Annotated in this window: 17 protein-coding genes; 9 read left to right on the top strand and 8 right to left on the bottom strand. The window is 36.1% G+C overall.

Features of this window, described 5'->3' with window-relative positions; translation table 11 throughout:
• Positions 1–3: 3 nt before the first annotated feature.
• The 5 genes from FNW21_RS04450 to FNW21_RS04430 all read right to left on the bottom strand — a co-directional run bounded on the left by FNW21_RS04450 (position 4) and on the right by FNW21_RS04430 (position 5,119).
• Positions 4–321, bottom strand: coding sequence for a 2TM domain-containing protein (locus tag FNW21_RS04450; protein WP_235889589.1), 318 nt, complete (start codon positions 319–321; stop codon positions 4–6).
• Positions 322–323: 2 nt separating this feature from the next.
• The gene (locus tag FNW21_RS04445; RefSeq protein ID WP_144255540.1) at positions 324–617 is read right to left on the bottom strand and encodes a 2TM domain-containing protein; all 294 of its coding nucleotides are present in this window, start codon (positions 615–617) and stop codon (positions 324–326) included.
• A gap of 10 nt (positions 618–627) precedes the next feature.
• Positions 628–1,980: a histidine kinase gene (locus FNW21_RS04440; protein WP_144255539.1), complete on the bottom strand. Its 1,353-nt coding sequence runs from the start codon at positions 1,978–1,980 to the stop codon at positions 628–630.
• A 29-nt stretch (positions 1,981–2,009) separates the two neighbouring features.
• A complete protein-coding gene (locus FNW21_RS04435) occupies positions 2,010–2,633 on the bottom strand; it encodes a hypothetical protein (RefSeq protein WP_144255538.1) in 624 nt (207 codons plus the stop codon).
• Positions 2,634–2,959: 326 nt separating this feature from the next.
• Entirely contained in the window at positions 2,960–5,119 is a 2,160-nt protein-coding gene (locus FNW21_RS04430; protein ID WP_144255537.1) for a TonB-dependent receptor, read from the bottom strand.
• Between the two features lie 105 nt (positions 5,120–5,224).
• On the opposite strand from FNW21_RS04430, the gene gloA2 reads away from it, so the two are divergent.
• The 4 genes from gloA2 to FNW21_RS04410 all read left to right on the top strand — a co-directional run bounded on the left by gloA2 (position 5,225) and on the right by FNW21_RS04410 (position 9,904).
• Positions 5,225–5,614 carry an SMU1112c/YaeR family gloxylase I-like metalloprotein gene (gene gloA2, locus FNW21_RS04425; RefSeq protein ID WP_144255536.1) on the top strand — a complete coding sequence of 130 codons (390 nt, stop codon included), beginning with the start codon at positions 5,225–5,227 and terminating at the stop codon, positions 5,612–5,614.
• 86 nt (positions 5,615–5,700) lie between these two features.
• Entirely contained in the window at positions 5,701–6,240 is a 540-nt protein-coding gene (locus FNW21_RS04420) for an IS1096 element passenger TnpR family protein (RefSeq protein ID WP_144255535.1), read from the top strand.
• Positions 6,241–6,352: 112 nt separating this feature from the next.
• Positions 6,353–7,411: a nucleoid-associated protein gene (locus FNW21_RS04415; RefSeq protein ID WP_144255534.1), complete on the top strand. Its 1,059-nt coding sequence runs from the start codon at positions 6,353–6,355 to the stop codon at positions 7,409–7,411.
• A gap of 126 nt (positions 7,412–7,537) precedes the next feature.
• Positions 7,538–9,904, top strand: coding sequence for a GAF domain-containing protein (locus FNW21_RS04410; protein ID WP_144255533.1), 2,367 nt, complete (start codon positions 7,538–7,540; stop codon positions 9,902–9,904).
• On the opposite strand, the gene FNW21_RS04405 is transcribed toward FNW21_RS04410, so the two are convergent.
• Complete coding sequence (locus FNW21_RS04405) at positions 9,901–11,097, bottom strand: Pycsar system effector family protein (protein WP_144255532.1); 1,197 nt, start codon at positions 11,095–11,097, stop codon at positions 9,901–9,903. The two genes, FNW21_RS04410 and FNW21_RS04405, sit on opposite strands and share 4 nt — an antisense overlap.
• Before the next feature lie 27 nt (positions 11,098–11,124).
• Here FNW21_RS04405 and FNW21_RS04400 point away from each other — a divergent pair, with 27 nt between their 5' ends.
• Complete coding sequence (locus tag FNW21_RS04400) at positions 11,125–14,853, top strand: metallophosphoesterase (protein ID WP_144255531.1); 3,729 nt, start codon at positions 11,125–11,127, stop codon at positions 14,851–14,853.
• On the opposite strand, the gene FNW21_RS04395 is transcribed toward FNW21_RS04400, so the two are convergent.
• Both FNW21_RS04395 and FNW21_RS04390 read right to left on the bottom strand, forming a co-directional pair.
• Positions 14,836–15,714, bottom strand: coding sequence for a hypothetical protein (locus tag FNW21_RS04395; protein WP_144255530.1), 879 nt, complete (start codon positions 15,712–15,714; stop codon positions 14,836–14,838). The genes FNW21_RS04400 and FNW21_RS04395 overlap by 18 nt on opposite strands.
• 12 nt (positions 15,715–15,726) lie before the next feature.
• A complete protein-coding gene (locus FNW21_RS04390) occupies positions 15,727–16,791 on the bottom strand; it encodes a hypothetical protein (RefSeq protein ID WP_144255529.1) in 1,065 nt (354 codons plus the stop codon).
• Positions 16,792–16,888: 97 nt separating this feature from the next.
• On the opposite strand from FNW21_RS04390, the gene FNW21_RS04385 reads away from it, so the two are divergent.
• The 4 genes from FNW21_RS04385 to FNW21_RS04375 are packed head-to-tail and all read left to right on the top strand — an operon-like array spanning position 16,889 to position 21,103.
• Positions 16,889–17,782 carry an ABC transporter ATP-binding protein gene (locus tag FNW21_RS04385; protein ID WP_144255528.1) on the top strand — a complete coding sequence of 298 codons (894 nt, stop codon included), beginning with the start codon at positions 16,889–16,891 and terminating at the stop codon, positions 17,780–17,782.
• 6 nt (positions 17,783–17,788) lie between these two features.
• The gene (locus FNW21_RS16665) at positions 17,789–17,911 is read left to right on the top strand and encodes a hypothetical protein (protein WP_262710610.1); all 123 of its coding nucleotides are present in this window, start codon (positions 17,789–17,791) and stop codon (positions 17,909–17,911) included.
• A gap of 12 nt (positions 17,912–17,923) precedes the next feature.
• Positions 17,924–18,760: an ABC transporter permease gene (locus FNW21_RS04380; RefSeq protein ID WP_144255527.1), complete on the top strand. Its 837-nt coding sequence runs from the start codon at positions 17,924–17,926 to the stop codon at positions 18,758–18,760.
• 15 nt (positions 18,761–18,775) lie between these two features.
• Entirely contained in the window at positions 18,776–21,103 is a 2,328-nt protein-coding gene (locus FNW21_RS04375) for a T9SS type B sorting domain-containing protein (protein WP_144255526.1), read from the top strand.
• Positions 21,104–21,113 lie beyond the last annotated feature (10 nt).

Raw genomic sequence — 21,113 nt, 5'->3', positions numbered from 1 at the left:
AAATTATTCCCAAGTAGTTTTGGATAGTTCATCTTTTGCCATGAATTGTTTTATTTTTTGCTCTTCCCAGTTTTTATTGAAAAACGGAATGTAGTTGAATACCTTCAATCCGTGAATGACAACTCCGATTGCCCAAATTAATACTTGCCAATAAAACCAATAATCAAACCACAATTGATTGGGAAAAGTAATTATGTTGAAAAGGAATAAACCAGCATTAATAACGATGAATGCTAATAAATGACCATGAAATCCTTTGATTTCTTCCACTTTTTTTCTGGCTTTATGATAGCGTTCTTCGTTTTGAAAATTATTTTCCATACTTATTTCCATGTTTGATTATTAGCTTCTTTTTTCAAAATCGCATGAACTTTTTCTTCTTCCCAATTAGCGTTAAATGTAAAAACTTTTAAAGCATGAATCAACAAGGGAATTCCACCACCAATAACTGAATACCAAAACCATTGAAATTCTGGATTATATTCCAAATTAATTAAAATCACAATAGAAATCATACTAAAATATAGAATCAAATGCCCCCAAAAGGCCTTGATTTTCTCTAATTTTTTTCTTGCTTTTAAATAGCGTTCTTCGTTTTCTTGACACTCATTTTCCATAGTCCCGAATCTAATTCCAATTTTGTTTTTGTTCCTCTTTGCTCAAAATTTCTTGGATTTTTCGTTCTTCCCAATTCGAGCTATAGCCAAAAACCTTAAAAGCGTGCATAATTACCCCAAATCCCCAGCCGCCAGCCGAGAACCAAAACCATTGAAATTGAGGTGAATAGGTTAAGTTTATAAAAATTAAAAACGGAATCACACAACAATACGAAATTACGTTTCCGTAAAATCCTTTGAGTTCCTCTACACGTTTTTTGGCTTTGTAATAGGCATTATTTTGACTGAAATTTGCAGTAGTTTCCATGACCGTTACTTGTTTGGTTAAAATGGGTATTTTGACGGTAAAAAATGCTTCGTTTTGTTCTATCAATACTTTTCGTTTGGTGATAATTCCGTATCGATTGATAATGTTTTGCAAGCCAACACCTTGCCTGTCCTGCAACACTTCTTTCTTTTGAAAATTGTTTTGAATACACAAATAGTCTTTGGCAATAAAAATATGGATATGCAATGGTTTTTGTTCCGAAACGATGTTGTGTTTCACGGTATTCTCTAACAAAAGTTGCAGCGATAAGGGTACAACCTTGGTTTCTGGATTAATGACTTCTGGCAATTCATAGGTTAAACTATTCTCAAAACGCATTTTGAGCAAATTCATATAGGTTTTGGCAAAAGCCAATTCCTCCTCGACTGATACTAATTCTTTGTCTTTTTGTTCCAAAACATAGCGGTAAATTTTGGATAATGAAGTCGTGAATCGTTGCGCGTTTTCGGGATTTTCTTCAATTAAAGAACTTAAAACATTCAAACTATTGAAAAGAAAATGCGGATCTATTTGATTTTTTAAACTTTCGAACTTTGCCGAAGCTGTTCCTGCAATGATTTTTTGTTCGGTAATTTCTAGTTTGGACGCTTGTTTCCATTTGCGCATAAAGCTTCGTGCGTGCATGAAAGTCGAAACTCCCAAGGATAATATGATATAAAAAAGATGCACCCAAATCATTCTTTCATTAAAAAAAGTAGCCGGATTTGATTTTTGAAAAACGATAAATGTAAAATAGTCAATGACCAAAACAACGGGTATTGTGTACAAAAGAGTGGCAATAATTCCAAAATAGACCCTCAAATTAGTTTGTTCTAACCAATCCCATTTGCGGTCAAGAAACACATTTATAATGCTGTTCCCAAAACCAATTCCAAACGAATACAAAGCACTCACATAAAACGTAATAATAACATTTTTAGGCTCATAACTGCCTTGCATTAGCGAAAAAACCAAAGTAAAAATCAACGAAATCTTTAAACAATCCAAAGTTCCTTTTTTGATTTCTTCGAGTATCGATTTGCGTTGATTTTTCATTTCAGAATGCTTTACGGTTGCAATTTATATTATTTCCCACAGTTTTTTTGTGCTTCGAGTGCTCTATCCAATCCCCATTTTGGCGAAAAAGGGGTTTCTGGTTTAAAAGTAGCAAAAAGAGCAATAGCTTTATCAATTTGGACACACAAAGGTTTGGTATCAATCCCTGACCACTTCGCACCTCCTATTTGGAATTCAGCTTTAGACAAAATAACTCTAGGATTAGTAGGAGCAATCGCTTCGGCTTTGGCATATAATTCCATGTTTTTGGGAGATAGTAGCATTCCGTTAGTCATAGGATCATAAACAATCCAGGCGGTATTAATCATGGCTTGCATGACCAAAAGTTCCGCATTATCCGGCGTTTTAGCCAGTTCGATATTCAAGGCGTTTTGGGCTTTGGTCAATAATAAATTGATTTGTTCTTTGTCTTTTGTACCAAAAGCGGTTGTGGTATTTACCAAGGCAACATAATAATTAGGTAGCCAAGAGGTTTTTTCGGCAGCGGCAATTCGTTCGAACATATCCGAAGCTTCTGTGTTTTTTCCGGCTCCCCAAAGTTGAAATGCTTTTCCCATTCCCTGTTCGAATTGTCCTTGTGCGGATAATAGACTGCAAATAAATAAGGCTGTTGCTGTAAAAATTTTAATCATGATTTCTAGTTTTAAAGGGTTCGTTATTTTTAATTTAATTATTTTTTGAAATTGTTTTCATTTCTGATGTAAAAGTAGGTTGCCATTTGTTGTTTTAAAATTCATTCTGACTGAACTGTCGATTTTAAAGACTGAATTGTATGGGTTATTCCTTTATTTTGTATTTTTTAATACCTCAAAGTCATCAACATAGCCCAATTAAAACTAAATCCACATCACAAAATGACGTTGTTAATTGGTGAGCACTCGTGGAATCCAATACTTGTTTTATAAAAAAATTGGTAGTCCAATCCATTTTAATCTTTATCCATAAATTGCAGTTTAAGCTACAAATTCTTTAATTGATTGTCTTTTTTATCATTACTAATAGTCCAAAAGAAACCCACAAAAAAGAAACGATCTGCTGTAGGAACTATCGCTTTACGGTTATAGATCCCGCTGGCATTTGGATTTTTGGCATAATCATACCCGTACACATTTTGCGTTCCCATAACATTCGAAACCGAGAAGTACAAAATCTTTTGTTGTGTTAACAAATACGCCCAATTAAAACTCAAATTGTTGTAGGCTTTGGTTTTGCCATTCATAAATTGGGTTTCGTTCGGGTTGTTGTAAGGTCGCCCAGTTGCAAAGGAATTGGTAAAACCGATTTGTGATTTCCAATCCGAAATCCAATATTTAGTCACAATTGACAAACTGTGATCTGCAACAAAACTAGGTGTGGCTTGTATGGGGAAGTTTTTATACTCTCTTTGCGTATCAATATACGAATAGGAAATCCAGTATTCTAAATTCTTAAAGGATTTTCCGTCTCGCCAAAAAAGGTCAATTCCCTTAGCATATCCTGAACCCGTATTGGCATAAACCGAGTTGTAAACGGGACTCGATGTATCGTATTTTACTAGATTCGAATAGTCTTTGTAATACGCTTCGGCTCTAAAGGTTTTGCCGCTTTTGTTGTATTGAAAATTCAATATATAATGAGACGCTTTCTCACTTTCGAATTGGTGGTATTTCGAATATTTAATATAATCAACACTTGGTGTTTGGGTAAAATCGCCGTAAGCAAAGGAGAATTGACTGTTTTTGGCCATTTTGTACGCAAACGAAATCCTAGGTGAAACCGTTGTTTCGTTTAATAAATCATTGTTCGAAGCGCGCAAACCAACTTTGGCTGCTAATTTTTTGGAAAAGAAAATATCGGCTTCGGTAAAAACTGCTGCTATAGCTGAATTGTATCCACTTTGAGATGTTGAAGCTAAATTTGGAGTAAAATTCTCGTTGAATTTGGTTATAAAATAATCCGCACCAAAAGCAATTTTCACGCGATCCGAAAAACTTTTTTTGAGTTTGATTTTCAAATGAGAGGCATTTTCATCATTGGCAACATCATCTAAATCCAAACCGATTTTGTTTTTAGAATACCCATAACTCAATCCGGATGTCAACTGCCAATTAGTTCCAAAACCGCCTTTGTACGAAGCATTAAAATAGAAGTTATTGTTGTTCAAATCGACTCTAACTTTATCCGTATAGTTAACGCTTTCTTGATTCAAATCAAATTTTGAAGCGTCGAAAGCGGCATACACTTTTAGAATCCCACTATTAAAATTGTAGCGGTACACCGTTTCACCAGATAAGGATTGAAAAGGACTATTCCAATCTACATTTTGAGGAATTGCAGCTTGATAAGGCGCCAGATTAATATAAGCGGTATTGACACTCAAGGAACTTTTTTTCCATTTTTGGGTATTGCCAAGACCTAAACCTACTGTCATAAGAGAGATTTCGGTTTTGTTTTGATCGGGTTCATCTTGTGTATTCAATAACAAAACACTCGATAAAGCCTCACCATATTCCGCCGAATACCCACCTGTAGAAAACGAAATACCACTAAACAAAAACGGAGAAAAACGACCACGAGTAGGCAAATTATTAGTCGATGCACCATAGGGTTGTGCCACCCGAATGCCGTCAACAAAGGTTTGAGTCTCATTTGCCTCGCCACCGCGAACAAATAACCGACCGTCCTCACCCACATTTTGAGTCCCAGGTAGGGTTTGCAAGGCGGCAATAATATTTCCTGCCGAACCTGCTGTGGTCACAATATCCAGCGGTTTTAGCACCGAGACTCTAGCTTTATCGCCCGCCTCCAGTGTTCCTGCCGTGACCACTACGGCGTCTAGTGAATTGACATTTTCCCGTAATTTGATGGTTTTATTGGTAAAATGCGCTACCTCGATGGGTGTTCTTGACGTTTCGTAAATCAAGAAACTCACCACCAAGATTTGATTGCCCGCAGCAGTAGTTACAAAGGTAAAATCCCCCGTTTCAGAACTCGAGGCACCGTCGTAAGTTCCTTCAATATAAATATTAGCTCCTGCAATGGGATTTCCTTTTTCGTCTACCACTTTTCCCGAAAGCGTGCTTTGCGAAAAAAGAGTTGTGGTACATACTAAAATAATAAAAGTAAAGATTTTCTTCATGGCTTTTGATTTTGATGCAGCAAATATATTTGGAACATTTGAAGTTCTAAATTTTAATCCACCCAATTGTTGTAATTTTGGGATGAACTGTAATTAGTAAAAACGATGCTTACCTTAAACAAAGTACACCACATTGCCATAATTGTCGCTGATTATGATAAATCCAAACATTTTTACACCCAAATTTTGGGGCTGACGAGTATTCAAGAAATATATCGGGAAGAGCGAGAATCCTATAAGTTAGATTTGGCACTCCATGGTGTTTTTGTCCTGGAACTGTTTTCATTTCCCAATGCTCCTAAACGGATTTCTAGTCCTGAAGCGTGTGGTTTGCGCCATTTGGCCTTTGAAGTTAATGACATTCAAGCGACTCGTGACTATTTAAGAGCTCAAAATCAAGAAGCCGAAGCAATCCGAATTGATTTATTTACTCAAAAAAAATTCTTTTTTATTGCTGACCCAGACGGCTTGCCCATTGAGTTTTACGAAAAATAGCCAAAATATTTTCAACAAATCGCAGTTCGGAATTCGGAATTCATAATTTATAATTTACCTTTGAACTTTCAATAAAAACAAAGATTATGGTTTACAAATTCAGAGTTATTTTAGACGCCGAAGAAGACATTTTTAGAGATATTGCCATACTGGAAGACGATACTTTAGAAGATTTACACAATGCTATTTTCAATTCTTTTGGATTTGATGGCATGGAAGTCGCCTCGTTTTATACCTGCGATGAAACTTGGAATCAAGAAGATGAAATCCCTATGTTTGATACTGGCGATATTCCTGGCGAACAAAAAACAATGAGCGATTACATCTTATCGGAAATTTTAGACAAACAAAATACCAAGATTATTTACGTGTACGATTTTATTAACATGTGGACTTTCCTAGTAGAATTAGCCGCTGTAGAAGATCAAGTTGCAGGAAATATGTATCCTGAAACCATTTTTTCGCACGGAGAAATGCCTGATGAAGCCATGGAGAAAAACTTTGAAGCCGATATGCACGATGATATTTACGGCGAATTTGAAGATGATTTAGATGAAGATGATCTGGATATGTTTAGCGGTGACGACAGCTTTGAAGATTTTGGGTTTGAAGAAAATTGGAATTAACCAGAAATAAGAGATTAGAGGAAAGAAGCAAGAAACAAGAGGAGAGATTTAGAGAGTCTTACCTCTTGTTTCTTGCCTCTTTTCTCTTAATTAGTACATAAAAACAAAAAAAATGATCAACTTATTTAACACGCACATCGACACGTTATCCATTCACCGAGTGGGAAATATAAGCAAAAACGAACCGTTGTTCTTATCCGAACAAACGTTTAATTTAAACGATGAAATTGTGCCTTTGATGAAGGAATTTTTCTTTAAACCCTTTAGAGAAAAAGAAGAGAACTACTTTCAGTTTGCTCATGAAGTTGATTTAGACTACAATGATATGTTTAAATATGCTTGCGAAATTTTTGACAAACCAGATGCGCTGCACGAGGTTTCCAAAAAAATAACCAAACATTTATACGAACAATCGAACCATCCACATATTAAAAACGGCGAAGTGTACGTGACTTATTTGACCAATTTAAGTATCGATAACAATGTTGTAGATGCTATTGGGATTTTCAAAAGCGAAATTCAATCTGATTTTTTACAATTCGAAGAGAAAAGCACGCATCTAGAAATGATCCTGCAACAAGGCGTGAGTTTGAATAAACTAGACAAAGGTTGTTTGATTTTTAATTACAAAAAAGAGGAAGGCTTCAAGATTTTATCTGTAGACAGCAACCGCTATGATGCCCGCTATTGGTTGGAACATTTCTTATCTGTAGATGCTTTTGAGGATGAAAATTTTATCACCAAAAAATACTTGAAATTTTGTCAGAGTTTTGCCAAAGACGTTGTTTTTCCTGCCGAAGACAAGAAAGAAGAAGTAATGTTCATGAACCGATCTGTAAATTATTTTGCCAAAAATGATCAGTTCGAGGAAACCAATTTCTTGAATGAAGTATTAGACAATCCCGATTTGATTCCTGAATTCAAAAATTACAAAGTAGACAAAGGCGAAAAATACAGTATTGAAGACGTAACCTCGTTTCCTATTGCCAACGCAGCCGTGTCTGACGCTAGAAAATCTATAAAAAATGTCATCAATTTAGATACGCACATTCAAATAAAAATGGATTTCATCAATCCCGAAAGCGCCGAAAAATATGTAGAAAAAGGTTGGGACGAAGAAAAACAAATGTATTATTACTTGGTTTATTTTAACAAAGAACAAAAAAGTTAATACCGTTTTATTTTTTTTCTAAATCAATTAATCCCCAATTATCAAAATAGTTGGGGATTTTTTAATGAATAAAAAACCAAATTTACTCCTGCTTTATTTGTAAATTTACTTTCAAAAAGTTAAATAATGAATACAATTGTACTCAAAGAAAGCCCTTTTAAAACCCTAATTTCGTTTCATAAACTAATCGAATCATTGGAGCAAATTGCGGCTTCGGATGTGGATTATCGTTCGAATTACGCTACTGCTTTATTGCAAGAAACTACGGCTTTTCCTGAATTTCGAGAAGGAATTCAAGATTTGAAAGTCCTACAAGAAAACGAAACGTTGGTTCGGAATTTATTAGCCGATTTGTTTCCTACCGCACTGACAAATAACGAGATAAAAGCGGTTACCATTCCGTTTCAGGATTTGACTTTTAATTATACGGAACGCTTCAAAAAAATACTCCAGCAAGATGGATTTTCCTCGGAAATTTCGATTCGGGACATGAGCGACAACCAATTGTATGTTTTAAATTGCACCTTGATTTTGAATGCTTTTTATGGGCAAAATATCAACTTCAACAAACCTTTGTTTTTTGATATCACAGATCAAAATGGAATAATGAATCATTACCGAATTCTCTACAATGCCGATTTTATAGAAATTATTCCCACCGAAAAATCAGTACCGCTTTTGCCCGAAGAAATCAACGCCTTATTGGATAATTACGACGATATTGCGCTTTGGAAAGAAAAATTTCCTAAAGAAAGCTGGATTCTAAAAGGTTTTGGAATAGTAACCCTGTACGATGCCACAACGGAAAGTGCTATTTCTAATTTGAAAAGCAATTTGCTAAAATCCGAAACCGAACAAGCCGAACTGAAAAGTACTTTTGAATCTATTTTTAGATCAGTTTTCAAAATTCCTGATTTACGAATTGGCTTTATTATGTACAATCAAGAGGACGATTCTTTTGTTAGACCACCTTATATTGACAACAATTTATCGAGCTATTTGCTCCATAGCGGTCAAGAATTAAGTTGTACAAATAGCATATTCGGCTCTTGTTTTAAAGAAGCATTAGAGGACAAAAAAGCTCTAATTATAGCTGATGTGAATCACTATATTTTGGATTCCAAGAATGAAAATCTAGGCAATCATTTGTTGCGACAAGGCATTCAAAGTGCCGTTTTTGCCCCTATTACCAAGAACAATGTACTGCTGGGAATTGTCGAATTAGTCGCCTCTACGCCCAGAGTCCTCAACAGCCTCAATGCCGAAAAACTAGAACTGATTTTGCCCTATTTAGTCGATACCATTGAACGCTATAATACGGATATGTTGCACCAAGTTGAAGCCATTATTCAACGAGAATATACGGCTATTCATCCCAGCGTGTACTGGAAATTTAAGAGGGAAGCCTATAAATATTTTCAAACCAACAACCACAACAAAGAATATATTTTTAAAGAAATTGTGTTCAAAGAAGTGTTCCCATTGTATGGTCAAATTGATATAAAAGGCTCCTCGGAACATCGAAATGAAACGGTAAAAGAAGATTTAAAAAACCAATTAAAATCATTATTGGCCATTTTTGAAAACCAAAAATCAAATCAAAATTTAGTTTTATTAGAACAACGCCAATTTGAGTTGCAATCGTTTTATAACGAACTTGATTTTCCGTTAAAAGCCGACTCTGAACAGCAAATTCAAAACTACATCGAAAAGGAAATCCATCCCATTTTACGCAATACCAAAATGGATTTTAACAGCGAACAATTAGAAACAGAATACTTTAATACGCTGGACGAAAAAACCGGTTTGTTTTATCAATCTCGAAAGAAATTTGACAACGCCATGTCGATTATCAATAAAAAATTAGCCATGGTTTTGGACAAAAAACAACTTGAAGCGCAACTCATTTATCCGCATTATTACGAGCGTTTTAAGACCGATGGCGTGGAGCACAACCTTTATATTGGTGCTACAATTACGCCTACAAAAGCTTTTGAAATCATGTATTTGAATAATTTACGACTATGGCAATTGCAAACCTTGTGTGAAATGGAACTCGAACACCACCAACTCAAATCCTCCTTGCCCTACGAACTCGATGTTACTTCGCTGATTTTGGTTTTTAGTTCGCCACTTTCGATTCGATTTAGAATGGACGAAAAACGTTTTGATGTTGACGGCACTTACAATGCGCGCTATGAAGTGGTCAAAAAACGAATTGACAAAGCGCACATCAAAGGAACGCAAGAGCGCATTACGCAAAAAGAAAAAATCACGATTGTCTATTCCCACAACAATGAACAACAAGAATACTTAAAATACATTAAATATTTGCAGTTCAAGAAAATACTGGAACCAACAATAGAACAATTTGAGGTTGAAGATTTACAAGGCGTTTCGGGTTTGCGCGCTATTCGTGTAAAAGTGCTCAATACTATTGAAAACGAAGCCTTTAAAAGTTTTTCGTATGAAGAATTATTAGAGGAAAATTAATTTCCAATCATTTTGAAGGCAATAATAAAAGATAAAACCGTGATTACAATTCCAAACATAAAAAAGTTGTAAGCCACACGCAATAAACGATATTTTCGTTCCAAAACAACTCCTAAAAAATACAAATCTTTAATCATTGTGTTGTAAATATACTCTTTGTCTTTCATCATTTCGTTCATAGCCCATTGGTATTCTTGGAGAGGCATTTTATAAAAATTACCAAAAAACAAGAGATTTACTTTTTTTTCTTCGATGTCCTGCCTGGTAAAAATACCTTTGGTTACTTTAGGTCGGGTAGAAAGAATGGCAAAAATGATAGTCGTGACACTTGAAACTATCATAATTAAAGTAGGAATCATTAAATGAACGTATTTTGGATTGTCTAACTTTGGGATTATAGTAGACAAAGCAATCGAAATAATAATAGCATTTACCGATAAAAGAATATTAGCCTTACTATCAGCAATACCACTCAATCTTGTATGATTGCCCAATGTTACTCTAAATACAGTATCTATGCCACGTTCTGATTTTTCGGGCTTCTCTGTCTTTTCTGTTTTTATTTTTTTGGCTTTCTTTTCTTTTGTAATCGATTTATCTGCTTTGGCGTTGATTTTTTGCTGAAGCGCAATACAATTTTTATCTTTCAAAGGTTGCCAATTAGCGATAGCATACTCCGTGTAAAATTGATGCACATTGACCATAAAATCAAAATTGAGCAACGCCCATTCTTTGTCGGTGAAGGTTTTATTTTCGGTGTTTTGCCATTCTTTTCGCAATCCTTCACAACTAAACAGATAATCGGAACCAAAAAGATGGTAATAATCAGCGTCTTTTATGATTTTTTCCAACTCATTCTGGGGAACATATTTTTTTTCGGTAGCCTTAATCAGTGCTACAATTTGGGTAATAGAATCTGTAGCTACTTTTTTTTCAATCAAAAAAGAAGTAGCAATAACCGCACTATGTACTTCATGGTTTTCGGCATCTTTCGTGTAACCCGTATCGTGAAACCAAGCGGCAATTACCAAAAGTTCTTTATCTAAATCACTTACGTTTTCCTTTTCGCAAAGCGTCTCCACCGCTTTGACAACGCCTTGAGTATGATTTAAATTATGGTAGGTATATTCGCTAGAAAGTTTATCTTTGAGTAACTTTGAAACAAAGTCTTGTGTTTTTTCTATAAGAGTCATATAAATAAATTATTATACCACTAAATTATGGAATTGTTTTGGAATAAAATTTTTATTGGTGCTAAAAGTACGTATTTGACTCTGCTAGCTATTTTTATTTTCCAATCTTGTGCAACACACCACGCACAATTTGGGAAATCAAGCCACACGGAAGCCACTACAAACGGTGAGGATACAGCTAGAATTGCGCATACGTTCTACCTTATTGGCGATGCCGGAAATGCGGACGAAGTACTACCGCAACAAACGCTAAATTTACTTACTACAAGATTAGGCAAAGCCAATAAAAACAGCACCTTACTATTTCTAGGCGATAATATTTACCCCAAAGGAATGCCTAATAACGACAATCCAAAAGCCAGAAAAATTGCCGAAACCAAACTAAACAATCAATTAAAACTAACCGATAATTTCAAAGGAAATACCATTTTCATTCCTGGAAATCACGATTGGTACAGCGGCATCAAGGGATTAGAGCGACAATCAAAAATAGTGACCACGTATTTGAAGGATAAAAAAAGTTTTTTGCCTCAAAAAAATGGCCCAATTGAAAGTGTAAAAATCAATTCCAACCTGTTGTTAATTGCTATCGACAGCCAATGGTTTCTAGAAGATTGGGACAAAAATCCCACCATAAATGAAGATGTGGACATTAAAACCAGAGAAGATTTTTTTGATGCATTAGAAGATCTTTTGAATAAAAACAAAGACAAAAACGTGGTTCTCGCCATGCACCACCCGCTGATGAGCAACGGCACTCATGGCGGACAATTTTCGGTAGCAAAGCAACTCTTTCCATTGGAACAAAAAATTCCGTTGCCAGTTGTAGGTTCGTTTATCAATATTTTACGAAAAACATCTGGAATTAGTCCACAAGACATTCAAAACAAGCAATATACTATTTTTGTAAAACGCATCAAAACGCTGCTGCAAAGTTATACAAATGTTGTCGTAGTTTCTGGTCACGATCATAATTTACAATACATTGACCATGATAATGTGAAACAAATTATAAGTGGTGCAGGGTCAAAATCAGAGGCGGCAAAAGCTGTTTTTCCTAACGATTTCTCCTATGGAGGAAATGGCTATGTAGCACTTTCTATTTATGAAAATGGAGGTGCAAAAGCCGCTTTTTATGGCAATGCCCATCAAAATGAAAAATTACTTTTTGAAACCACTATTTTGCCTTCCAATGAAGTTTTTGTTCCGTTGCCAACTAATTCGTTCCCAAAAACCACTACGGCAACGATTTACAGCGCAAAACAAACTCAAAAAAATGGTTTTTACCGCTTTTTATTTGGCACTCATTTTCGCAAAGTTTACAGCACTCCTGTAACCGTACCTACCGCTACGCTGGACACTTTGTACGGCGGACTACAACCCAAAAGAGCGGGTGGCGGACACCAGTCAAATTCCTTACAACTCGTTGACAAAGACGGAAAAGAATACGTGATGCGTGCCTTGAAAAAAAGCGCCACTCGGTTCCTGCAATCGGTAGCGTTTAAAGACCAATATGTTGTAACCGATTTTGAAAACACGTATGCCGAGGATTTTTTGTTTGATTTTTATACCACTTCGCACCCCTATACGCCTTTTGCAGTTGGCAATTTAGCCGAAAAAATTGGTGTCTATCACACGAATCCAAAACTGTTTTACATCCCGAAACACAATGCTTTAAAAGGATTTAATGCCACTTACGGCAATGAATTATACCTTCTTGAAGAGCGACCAAGTGACAGCCAAAAAGCAGGAGAACTGTTTGACAATCCCAATAAAATAATCAGTACCGAAGACGTATTGAAAAATTTACATAAAGACGAAAAATACAAAATCGACGAAAATGCCTATATCAAAGCCCGTTTATTTGACATGTTAATAGGCGATTGGGATCGGCATAGCGACCAATGGCGTTGGAGCGAATTCAAGGATGGTGACAACAAAATATACAAACCCATTCCTAAAGATCGGGATCAGGCGTTTAACAAATACGACGGGAATTTGCTTTCGTTATTGATGAAAATGCCCGCATTACGCCACATGCAAACCTTTGATGCTGATATTAAGAATGTAAAATGGTTCAATCGCGAACCCTATCCCCAAGACTTGGCTTTGTTGAAAACTGCTGTCGAAAAGGATTGGATTGTACAGGCCAAATACATTCAAGACAACCTCTCGGATGCGGCTATTGACCGAGCTTTTGACAATTTGCCAAAAGAAGTGCAAGATGCCACTATTGAAAAAATAAAAGCACAATTAAAAGTTAGAAAACTACAATTACAGCGGTATGCCAAAGAATATTATGCAGTTTTACAAAAAACAGTATTGATTGTGGGCACCAATAAAAAAGACAAATTTATTCTTTCATCGCCTGCCAAAAACCAACTTGAAGTTGCCGTTTACAGCATCAAAAAGGACACGACAACACTTGTATACACCAAAAAATTTACCGCTCCAAAAACCAAAACCGTTTGGATTTATGGATTGGACAACGAGGACACTTTTGAAGTAAAAGACAATTCAAAATCAGGAATAACCGTCCGATTACTCGGTGGTGCTGATCCTGATACTTATACAATCAACAACGGAAAACAAGTTGTTGTTTATGATTTTAAAACCAAAAAAAACACCTTCGAAATCGATGCTAAAACCCGAAAAATCCTAACCGACGATTACGAAACCAATTTTTATAATTACGAAAAACCAAAATACAATGCCATTGCTGGATTGCCTTTTGGAGGTTATAATCCCGATGATGGGGTAAAATTAGGTTTTATTTCCAGCTATACCGTGAACCGATTTAAGCAAAATCCGTTTACACAAAAACACATTTTGACAGCCAATTATTTTTTTGCAACCAATGGTTTCGAGTTGCTGTACACCGCCCATTTCCCAAAAACAATTGGAAAATGGAATCTTGATTTAGAAACAAAATATACCAGTCCCAATTTTACCATTAATTATTTTGGGTATGGAAATGAAACTCTAAACGAGGATGATATTTACGGAATGGATTACAATAGAGTCCGACTCCGAACGCTTAAAATTGCGCCAACAATCAAAAAAATGGGACGAATGGGGAGCGAAATCGCACTAGCAACGACTTTTGAACGCATCACCGTTGCCGCAACCGAGAATCGGTTTGTCAATGTGCCTGGTACTGTAAATCCAGCTGTTTTTGACCGACAAAAATTTGCTGGAGCGACCCTGAAATACAGTTTTGAAAATTATGATTTACCCGCTTTTCCGTCTATGGGTTTTGGATTTTCGGTGATGGGAAGTTGGAAAATGAATACCGATTTGACCCAACAAAACTTTGCGGCATTAGAAAGTAAAATCAATTTCAACCACCAGTTGGATCGCAATGGCAAAATTGTATTGGCTACTATTATCAAGTCAAAAATACTCTTCAACGACAATTTCGAGTTTTATCAAGGAGCCGCTTTGGGAGGTGATTATGATTTAAGAGGGTATAGAAACGAACGCTTTCTGGGCAAACAATCCTTTTATCAAAGCATGGATATCCGCTGGAGCATTGGACAAATAAAACGAAGCGTGATCCCAATGTCCTACGGCATTCTAGGCGGTGTTGACTATGGTCGCGTTTGGACAACGAATGACCAATCTAGAAGGTGGCACAATGCCATTGGAGGCGGCGTTTGGCTCAATGCTTTGAATGTAGTAACCGCTCGAATAACCTATTTTAAAAGCCCCGAGGAAGAAGCCCGAATTTCTTTTGGGTTAGGATTTGGATTTTAATTTTTTTAGCGAAGTGGCATAAACTTTGGCTTTCAATCCTTTGGAATGCTCATCGGCAAGGAGAATTTGATTGGAATCTAAAAAACAAATGGATTCTTTTTGGGAAAAATGATTCAAATCATATTGCGAGCGTTTTCCGTTTAGGAAATTATCGCCTGTAAAACCTTCGTAAACAAACACTTTGTCGTGGCACAACAAAACCACTTGGGTCGCATCAGGACTGATGGTGGCGCCCGTTATTTGGCAACTATTATAATTAGAACAGGTTTTTAACTTTCCTATTAATCTAGCAGATTGCAAACCCGGTTTATTAGCAATTTTATACACCAAGGACGTACCATCAAAGTTTTTGCTTCGGTTTTTTGTAAAAAGATAAAAAGAACCTTGGTACTCAAAAAAAGCTTCGGTATCATAGAACATTGCTGATTTTTTGGGCGGAAAATCCGTTTGTTCGGGAAACGAAAACGAAATTTTATAGGCAGGTTGCGCTTGGCTTTTATTCAGTTCTGACTTTGCAATTTTGTAAATACACAAATCTTGACGCACATTATCATTATTGCCAAAATCGCCAATGTATACATTCCCCGCTGTATCCTTGGTTAATTCCTCCCAATCTATATTTTTAGTATTCAAAACAGGAAGGCTTTTTTCGACTGTTCCTGTATTGGAATTGAGTGCATAAAGAACATTGGTATTGCCACTATCTTCAAGAACCCACAACAATTTTGTAGCGGTATCGTAGGTCATTCCCGAAACCTCTTTTAGGTTTTTGGGAAGTAGAAATTTAGTTTCTAACACCGAAGTGTCCTTTTGACAAGCCAATAAAAAAAGCAAACTAATAATAACACAGGAATTTTTCATAATTAAAATAGTTTAAAAATCCGTTTTAAAGGGATTTGTATTCTTGAAATTTCTAGTAATAAACTCAAAGGTGGCAGTCATAATATTCCCCATAGAATTGGCGTTTTTAAAATTCAAATCGTTCGTGTACTGATACAATTCTATTTTCAACTTATTGATATTCGCATCCAATGAAATCGAATCTTGAGTCATAATGTGCAACAATCGCTTGACTCTATTCTCGGCAGAGTGAATCCGTTTGGCCATTGCGGAGCGTTCCTCGTCCTTATATTGCTCAATCGAACTGCTTTGCAATTTATCCTTGACTAACAAAACCATAGGATAATTTTCCTTGAAAAACTGGGGCCGATACACCTTAAAATTCCCTTCGAAACACTGCTGATCAAAGTCAATGGCTCTAATTTTATACACCACATGGTCAAAATCATGAGTAGGCACAATCACGTAATTGTAGGCACGCATGTCGCCCAGTAAGCGTATCATACACCGCTCGTTGAACTTGACAAACTCCTTGGCGATTTGGGCTTTTTCGATTTCGGTGCATTGCTGCAAAAGGGTTTTCATAAAAATATCACCTGGAATACCTATAATATGTTCTTCGATTAAAGTATCGTTATAGACCAAAAAATTGATTTTATCTGGCGAGAGAATGTGCTCTAATTCGAGACCATAAACCCGAGAAGCATCGGCTTTCTTGATATAAAAATGCGTATAATTGTCATTCAAAATGTTTCTGACTTTTATTCGGAACGGTTTTGAGTTCCCAAAAGTGCAATAATCTATGGCATCAACATTCAAAAATTTGATAATCTCAAGATTTCCATCAGAATGCAAAAGCGAATAGATTTTTTTCAGGGTAAGGTCAATTTCCATTCTTTCGAACTCATTATAATACACCCGAATCCATAAAGTATCTTGATCGTTCTTGTCATAAACGGTAATCGAACCCGAAAACCGAAGCAAATCGTCATAACAAATAGGCACTTTTGAAATGCGATCAAAGCGTTCTAAATAGTCAGACAACTGATGAATTATAGGATAGGATGGTTTTTTGAAAACCATTAAAGGCTCGCTCATTTTGAATGTATTTGGTACAAATTTACAGTATTTTGCTATTGGCTGGTAACAAAACTAGCGGTTACTCGTCCTACTGGAAACTAAAAGACAAAAGCTATTGGAAACTATCCTCACCATCCAAAACCTCAACAAGCGATACGGTCGTTTGCAAGCATTAAAAAACGTGACTTTTGAAATTAAAAAAGGCAACGTTTACGGCATTTTAGGCCCTAACGGTAGCGGAAAATCGACTACTCTTGGTATTGTTTTGAATGTGGTAAATAAAACTTCGGGAACCTACAGTTGGTTTGACGGGAAAGTAGCCACGCATGATGCACTCAAAAAAGTAGGAGCTATTATAGAACGACCTAATTTTTACCCGTACATGACGGCGGAGCAAAACCTAAAATTGGTGTGCAATATCAAAAATATTAATTATACCAAAATTGAGGAAAAACTCGAATTAGTAGGTTTAATTGAACGAAAAGACAGCAAATTCAGTACTTTCTCGTTGGGAATGAAGCAACGTTTAGCCATTGCATCAGCATTGTTGAATGATCCTGAAATTTTAATTCTTGACGAACCTACGAATGGTTTGGATCCGCAAGGAATTCATCAAATTAGAGCCATTATCAAACATATCGCGGCACAAGGAACCACTATTTTACTGGCTTCGCACCTATTGGACGAAGTCGAAAAAGTATGCTCCCATGTTGTAGTCTTGCAAAAAGGAGCAGTTTTATACTCCGGTTTAGTCGACGCTATCTCTGCCAACGAGGGTTTCTTTGAACTTCAAGCCGATGATACCGAAAACCTGATGGCGGTATTGCAATTGCATCCCGATATCGAAAAAATCAATTCTGAAGAGGGTAAACTTTTTGTTTATTTGAAAAAAGATTTAAAAGCCAGTGACCTAAACCGCTTTTTATTCGAAAAAAATATTAGTGTCAACCATTTGGTCAAACGAAAAAATAGCCTTGAAGAACAATTTTTGGAATTGACAAAGAAGTAATTATAAATGGCAATTTCAATGGCAATTTCAATTTCAATGGCAATGACAATTTTAATGGCAATTTCAATGGCAATGGCAATTTCAACGATAAATGGCAATTTCAATTTTAAAAAAAATAAAAAAAACTAAACTCCTCCTAAAATGAAACGATTACTCGCTATAGAATTACAAAAAATCTGGTTGAATAAAGCCAGTCGTGTCTTGACTTTAACTTATTTCATACTCCTTTCGTTCATTGCATTAATTGCCTCTATAAAATTTGATTTGGGGGTTTTTAAATTCCACCTTGCCGAAATGGGGATTTTTAATTTTCCTTTTATTTGGCATTTCAACACGTACATTGCGGCAATTTTGAAATTATTTTTGGCCATTGTAATCGTTTCAATGATGGCAAATGAATACAGTTATGGTACTTTGAAACAGAATCTAATTGATGGAATGAGCAAGAAAGAATTCGTTTTATCTAAATTTTTAACGGTGGTAGTTTTTGCTTTGGCATCTACCGCATTTGTTTTTGTAATGAGCTTAATTTTGGGGTTGTGTTTTTCCTCTTACACTGAATTTGGTATTATTTTCTCTGATTTAGACTATTTAATTGCCTTTTTTGTGAAATTAATGGGTTTCTTTTCTCTTTGTTTATTCCTTGGAATTTTAGTGAAGCGATCTGCTTTTGCTTTGGGATTTTTATTAGTTTTATCCATTGTAGAAACCATTATAAAAGGAATTTTGACTTTTAGAATTTTTCCAGACAGTCCAATTGCAGGTTATATTACCCAATTTTTTCCGCTACAATCCATGTCAAATTTAATCGAGGAACCCTTCTCCCGATTGTCGATTGTAAAAACCATTGGAGCACAAATTGGTGTTGAAAACAACATAGATTACAGCGTTCATTTTACTAGTATTTTGATTGTTTTGGTTTGGACATTTGCATTCGTTTACCTTTCCTTTCGATTATTAAAAAATAGAGATTTATAGTATCTTTGTGGCACTATGATATGCAGGAAATCAATTTTAAGTGCCTTATTTTTATGTTGTTTCTACCTTGGAACAGCGCAATATATTCAAGTTGACGACAGCTATACGGCCAAGGAACTTGTCGAAAACGTATTGGTCAATAGCAGCTGTATAACGGTAAGCAATAGTACTGAAAAAGGGGATTTGTACACCCCTAATCAAAAAAGTTATGGCTTTTTTAAAGCAGGAACAAGTGCCTTTCCGCTACAAAGTGGTATTTTTTTGAGCACGTCCTCAAGCGCCACTGTTAAAGGCCCATTTGTAAGTGGAGTTCGAGGTGGCGGGGATTCGCAATGGGGTGGCGACCGTGATTTAGATCAAATATTAGGGATTTCGAGTGTGAATACTACTGCACTGGAATTTGATTTTACCGCCTTGACTAACTTCATTAGTTTCAATTATATTTTTGCGTCAAATGAATACCAATATCATTTTCCTTGTGTCTATTCCGATGGATTTGCTTTTTTGATAAAAGAAAAAGGCAGTTCCGAAAATTATTCTAATTTAGCTGTAATTCCAGCAACGGCAGTTCCTGTTTCTTCGATAAAAATTCATCCCAAAATCAATTCTTCACTGGACATTTATGGTTTTTTGATACCCGGTTGCGATGCGGTAAACGAAGCTTTTTTTAATGGCTACAATCCAACCGAAAGTCCGCTAAATTTTGCAGGACAGACCAAAGTAATGAATGCCCAAACTACGGTCATTCCTGGTAAAACGTATCATGTAAAATTAGTCATTGCTGATGATGATAATGCGTATTTTGATTCGGCTGTTTTTGTTGAAGCAGGTAGTTTTGACGCCAAAATAGATTTGGGAGTCGATCGAACCATCGCGAATAAGAATCCCATTTGCTATGGCGACACTTGGTTAATTGACACCAAACAAGCCGCAACAAACACTTATAAATGGTACAAAAATGGAGTTGAATTGCCTTTGGAAAAAAGTCCTTCCTACCAAGTTACCGATTCTGGTGTTTATAAAGTTGATGTGATTCTGGCTACTACTTGCACCGTTAGCGATGACATAAAAATAGAATTTACTCCCCAAATTGTGTTGCAACCCACGACATTAATTCAATGCGACACTGATGCAGATGGAAAAACAATTTTTGACTTGACAAAAGTAGCTGTAGCGATAAACAACAACAGTTCAGGTCTTTTGAAAATTGAGTATTATCCCAATATGGCTGATGCGCAAACTGATAAAAACACCATTGCAAACCCAACAAATTACACCAATACGAACAAGGATCAAATAGCAGTTGCTAGAGTCACGAACTCTTTTGGCTGCGTTGATTACGAACCAATAAAACTGGTAATTGCTACCAATCAAATGGTGACTCCAAGTCCTATTTCTACCTGTGACACCGATGCTATTGCCGATGGTTTGGCTGAATTTGATTTGGATGCCCAAGTAACACCAACACTTTTATATGGTTTGCCAAGCGGTTTACTTATCACCTATTATTTAAGTGCTTCGGATGCTACTCTTGAGCAAAATGCCGTGCCAAATTTATTCAAAAACACCATTCCGTACCAGCAAACCCTTTATGCCCGTATTATAAATGCTGCCGATTGTTACGGGATTATTCCCATAACAATCAAAGTAATTCTTTTTGACCCACCAAATTTTCAAGACGAAACCAAAGCTTTATGCGAACAAAGGGCCACACAATTGACTGTTGCACCCGATTTTTTGAGCTATTTGTGGAACACGGGCGAAAAAACAAATGCCATAACCGTAAACCAATCTGGCAATTATTCGGTTACCGTAACTAATGGAAATGGTTGCAAACGAACCAAAAAATATACTTTAAAACCATCTGGAGTGGCAACAATTACCAACGTCACTAGCTCGGATTTCAAGGGTCAAGAAAATACGGTTTTGATAGCTTATACTGGAACTGGCAATTATGAATTTTCGCTTGATGGGGTTACTTTTCAAGACAACCCTTTGTTTACTAATGTGGCTGCTGGGCATTATTTTGCGTATGCAAAAGACAAAAATGGCTGTGGATTATCGGCTCCTTACACCGTTTATGTTTTGGATTATCCTCATTATTTTACACCCAACGGCGATGGAATTAATGACAATTGGAATATTCAAAACTGGAGTATACTACCCGATGCAACTGGAATTATTTTTGACAGATACGGAAAACTGATATACGAATTTTCGAATAAAAGCAGCGGTTGGAATGGAATTTTTAATGGAGTGGCACTGCCTGCGGATGATTATTGGTTTACCCTAAAATTTGCTGATGGTGGTACTACAAAAGGACATTTTTCATTAAAAAGATAAGGCAATTTTT

This window comes from Flavobacterium restrictum (genome assembly GCF_007097245.1).
In the GTDB taxonomy this organism is placed as follows: domain Bacteria; phylum Bacteroidota; class Bacteroidia; order Flavobacteriales; family Flavobacteriaceae; genus Flavobacterium; species Flavobacterium restrictum.
Note: the sequence above shows the minus strand (reverse complement) of the source record. Positions and strands in the feature narration are given on the sequence as shown.

What these genes read in the sequence shown, in the direction of transcription:
- FNW21_RS04395 (WP_144255530.1), bottom strand. Translation starts at nt 15,714, where the DNA reads ATGAAAAATTCCTGTGTTATTATTAGTTTGCTTTTTTTATTGGCTTGT.
- FNW21_RS04415 (WP_144255534.1), top strand. Translation starts at nt 6,353, where the DNA reads ATGATCAACTTATTTAACACGCACATCGACACGTTATCCATTCACCGA.
- FNW21_RS04410 (WP_144255533.1), top strand. Translation starts at nt 7,538, where the DNA reads ATGAATACAATTGTACTCAAAGAAAGCCCTTTTAAAACCCTAATTTCG.
- FNW21_RS04390 (WP_144255529.1), bottom strand. Translation starts at nt 16,791, where the DNA reads ATGAGCGAGCCTTTAATGGTTTTCAAAAAACCATCCTATCCTATAATT.
- FNW21_RS04420 (WP_144255535.1), top strand. Translation starts at nt 5,701, where the DNA reads ATGGTTTACAAATTCAGAGTTATTTTAGACGCCGAAGAAGACATTTTT.
- FNW21_RS04380 (WP_144255527.1), top strand. Translation starts at nt 17,924, where the DNA reads ATGAAACGATTACTCGCTATAGAATTACAAAAAATCTGGTTGAATAAA.
- FNW21_RS04440 (WP_144255539.1), bottom strand. Translation starts at nt 1,980, where the DNA reads ATGAAAAATCAACGCAAATCGATACTCGAAGAAATCAAAAAAGGAACT.
- FNW21_RS04430 (WP_144255537.1), bottom strand. Translation starts at nt 5,119, where the DNA reads ATGAAGAAAATCTTTACTTTTATTATTTTAGTATGTACCACAACTCTT.
- FNW21_RS16665 (WP_262710610.1), top strand. Translation starts at nt 17,789, where the DNA reads ATGGCAATTTCAATGGCAATTTCAATTTCAATGGCAATGACAATTTTA.
- FNW21_RS04405 (WP_144255532.1), bottom strand. Translation starts at nt 11,097, where the DNA reads ATGACTCTTATAGAAAAAACACAAGACTTTGTTTCAAAGTTACTCAAA.
- gloA2 (WP_144255536.1), top strand. Translation starts at nt 5,225, where the DNA reads ATGCTTACCTTAAACAAAGTACACCACATTGCCATAATTGTCGCTGAT.
- FNW21_RS04450 (WP_235889589.1), bottom strand. Translation starts at nt 321, where the DNA reads ATGGAAAATAATTTTCAAAACGAAGAACGCTATCATAAAGCCAGAAAA.
- FNW21_RS04445 (WP_144255540.1), bottom strand. Translation starts at nt 617, where the DNA reads ATGGAAAATGAGTGTCAAGAAAACGAAGAACGCTATTTAAAAGCAAGA.
- FNW21_RS04435 (WP_144255538.1), bottom strand. Translation starts at nt 2,633, where the DNA reads ATGATTAAAATTTTTACAGCAACAGCCTTATTTATTTGCAGTCTATTA.
- FNW21_RS04375 (WP_144255526.1), top strand. Translation starts at nt 18,776, where the DNA reads ATGATATGCAGGAAATCAATTTTAAGTGCCTTATTTTTATGTTGTTTC.
- FNW21_RS04400 (WP_144255531.1), top strand. Translation starts at nt 11,125, where the DNA reads ATGGAATTGTTTTGGAATAAAATTTTTATTGGTGCTAAAAGTACGTAT.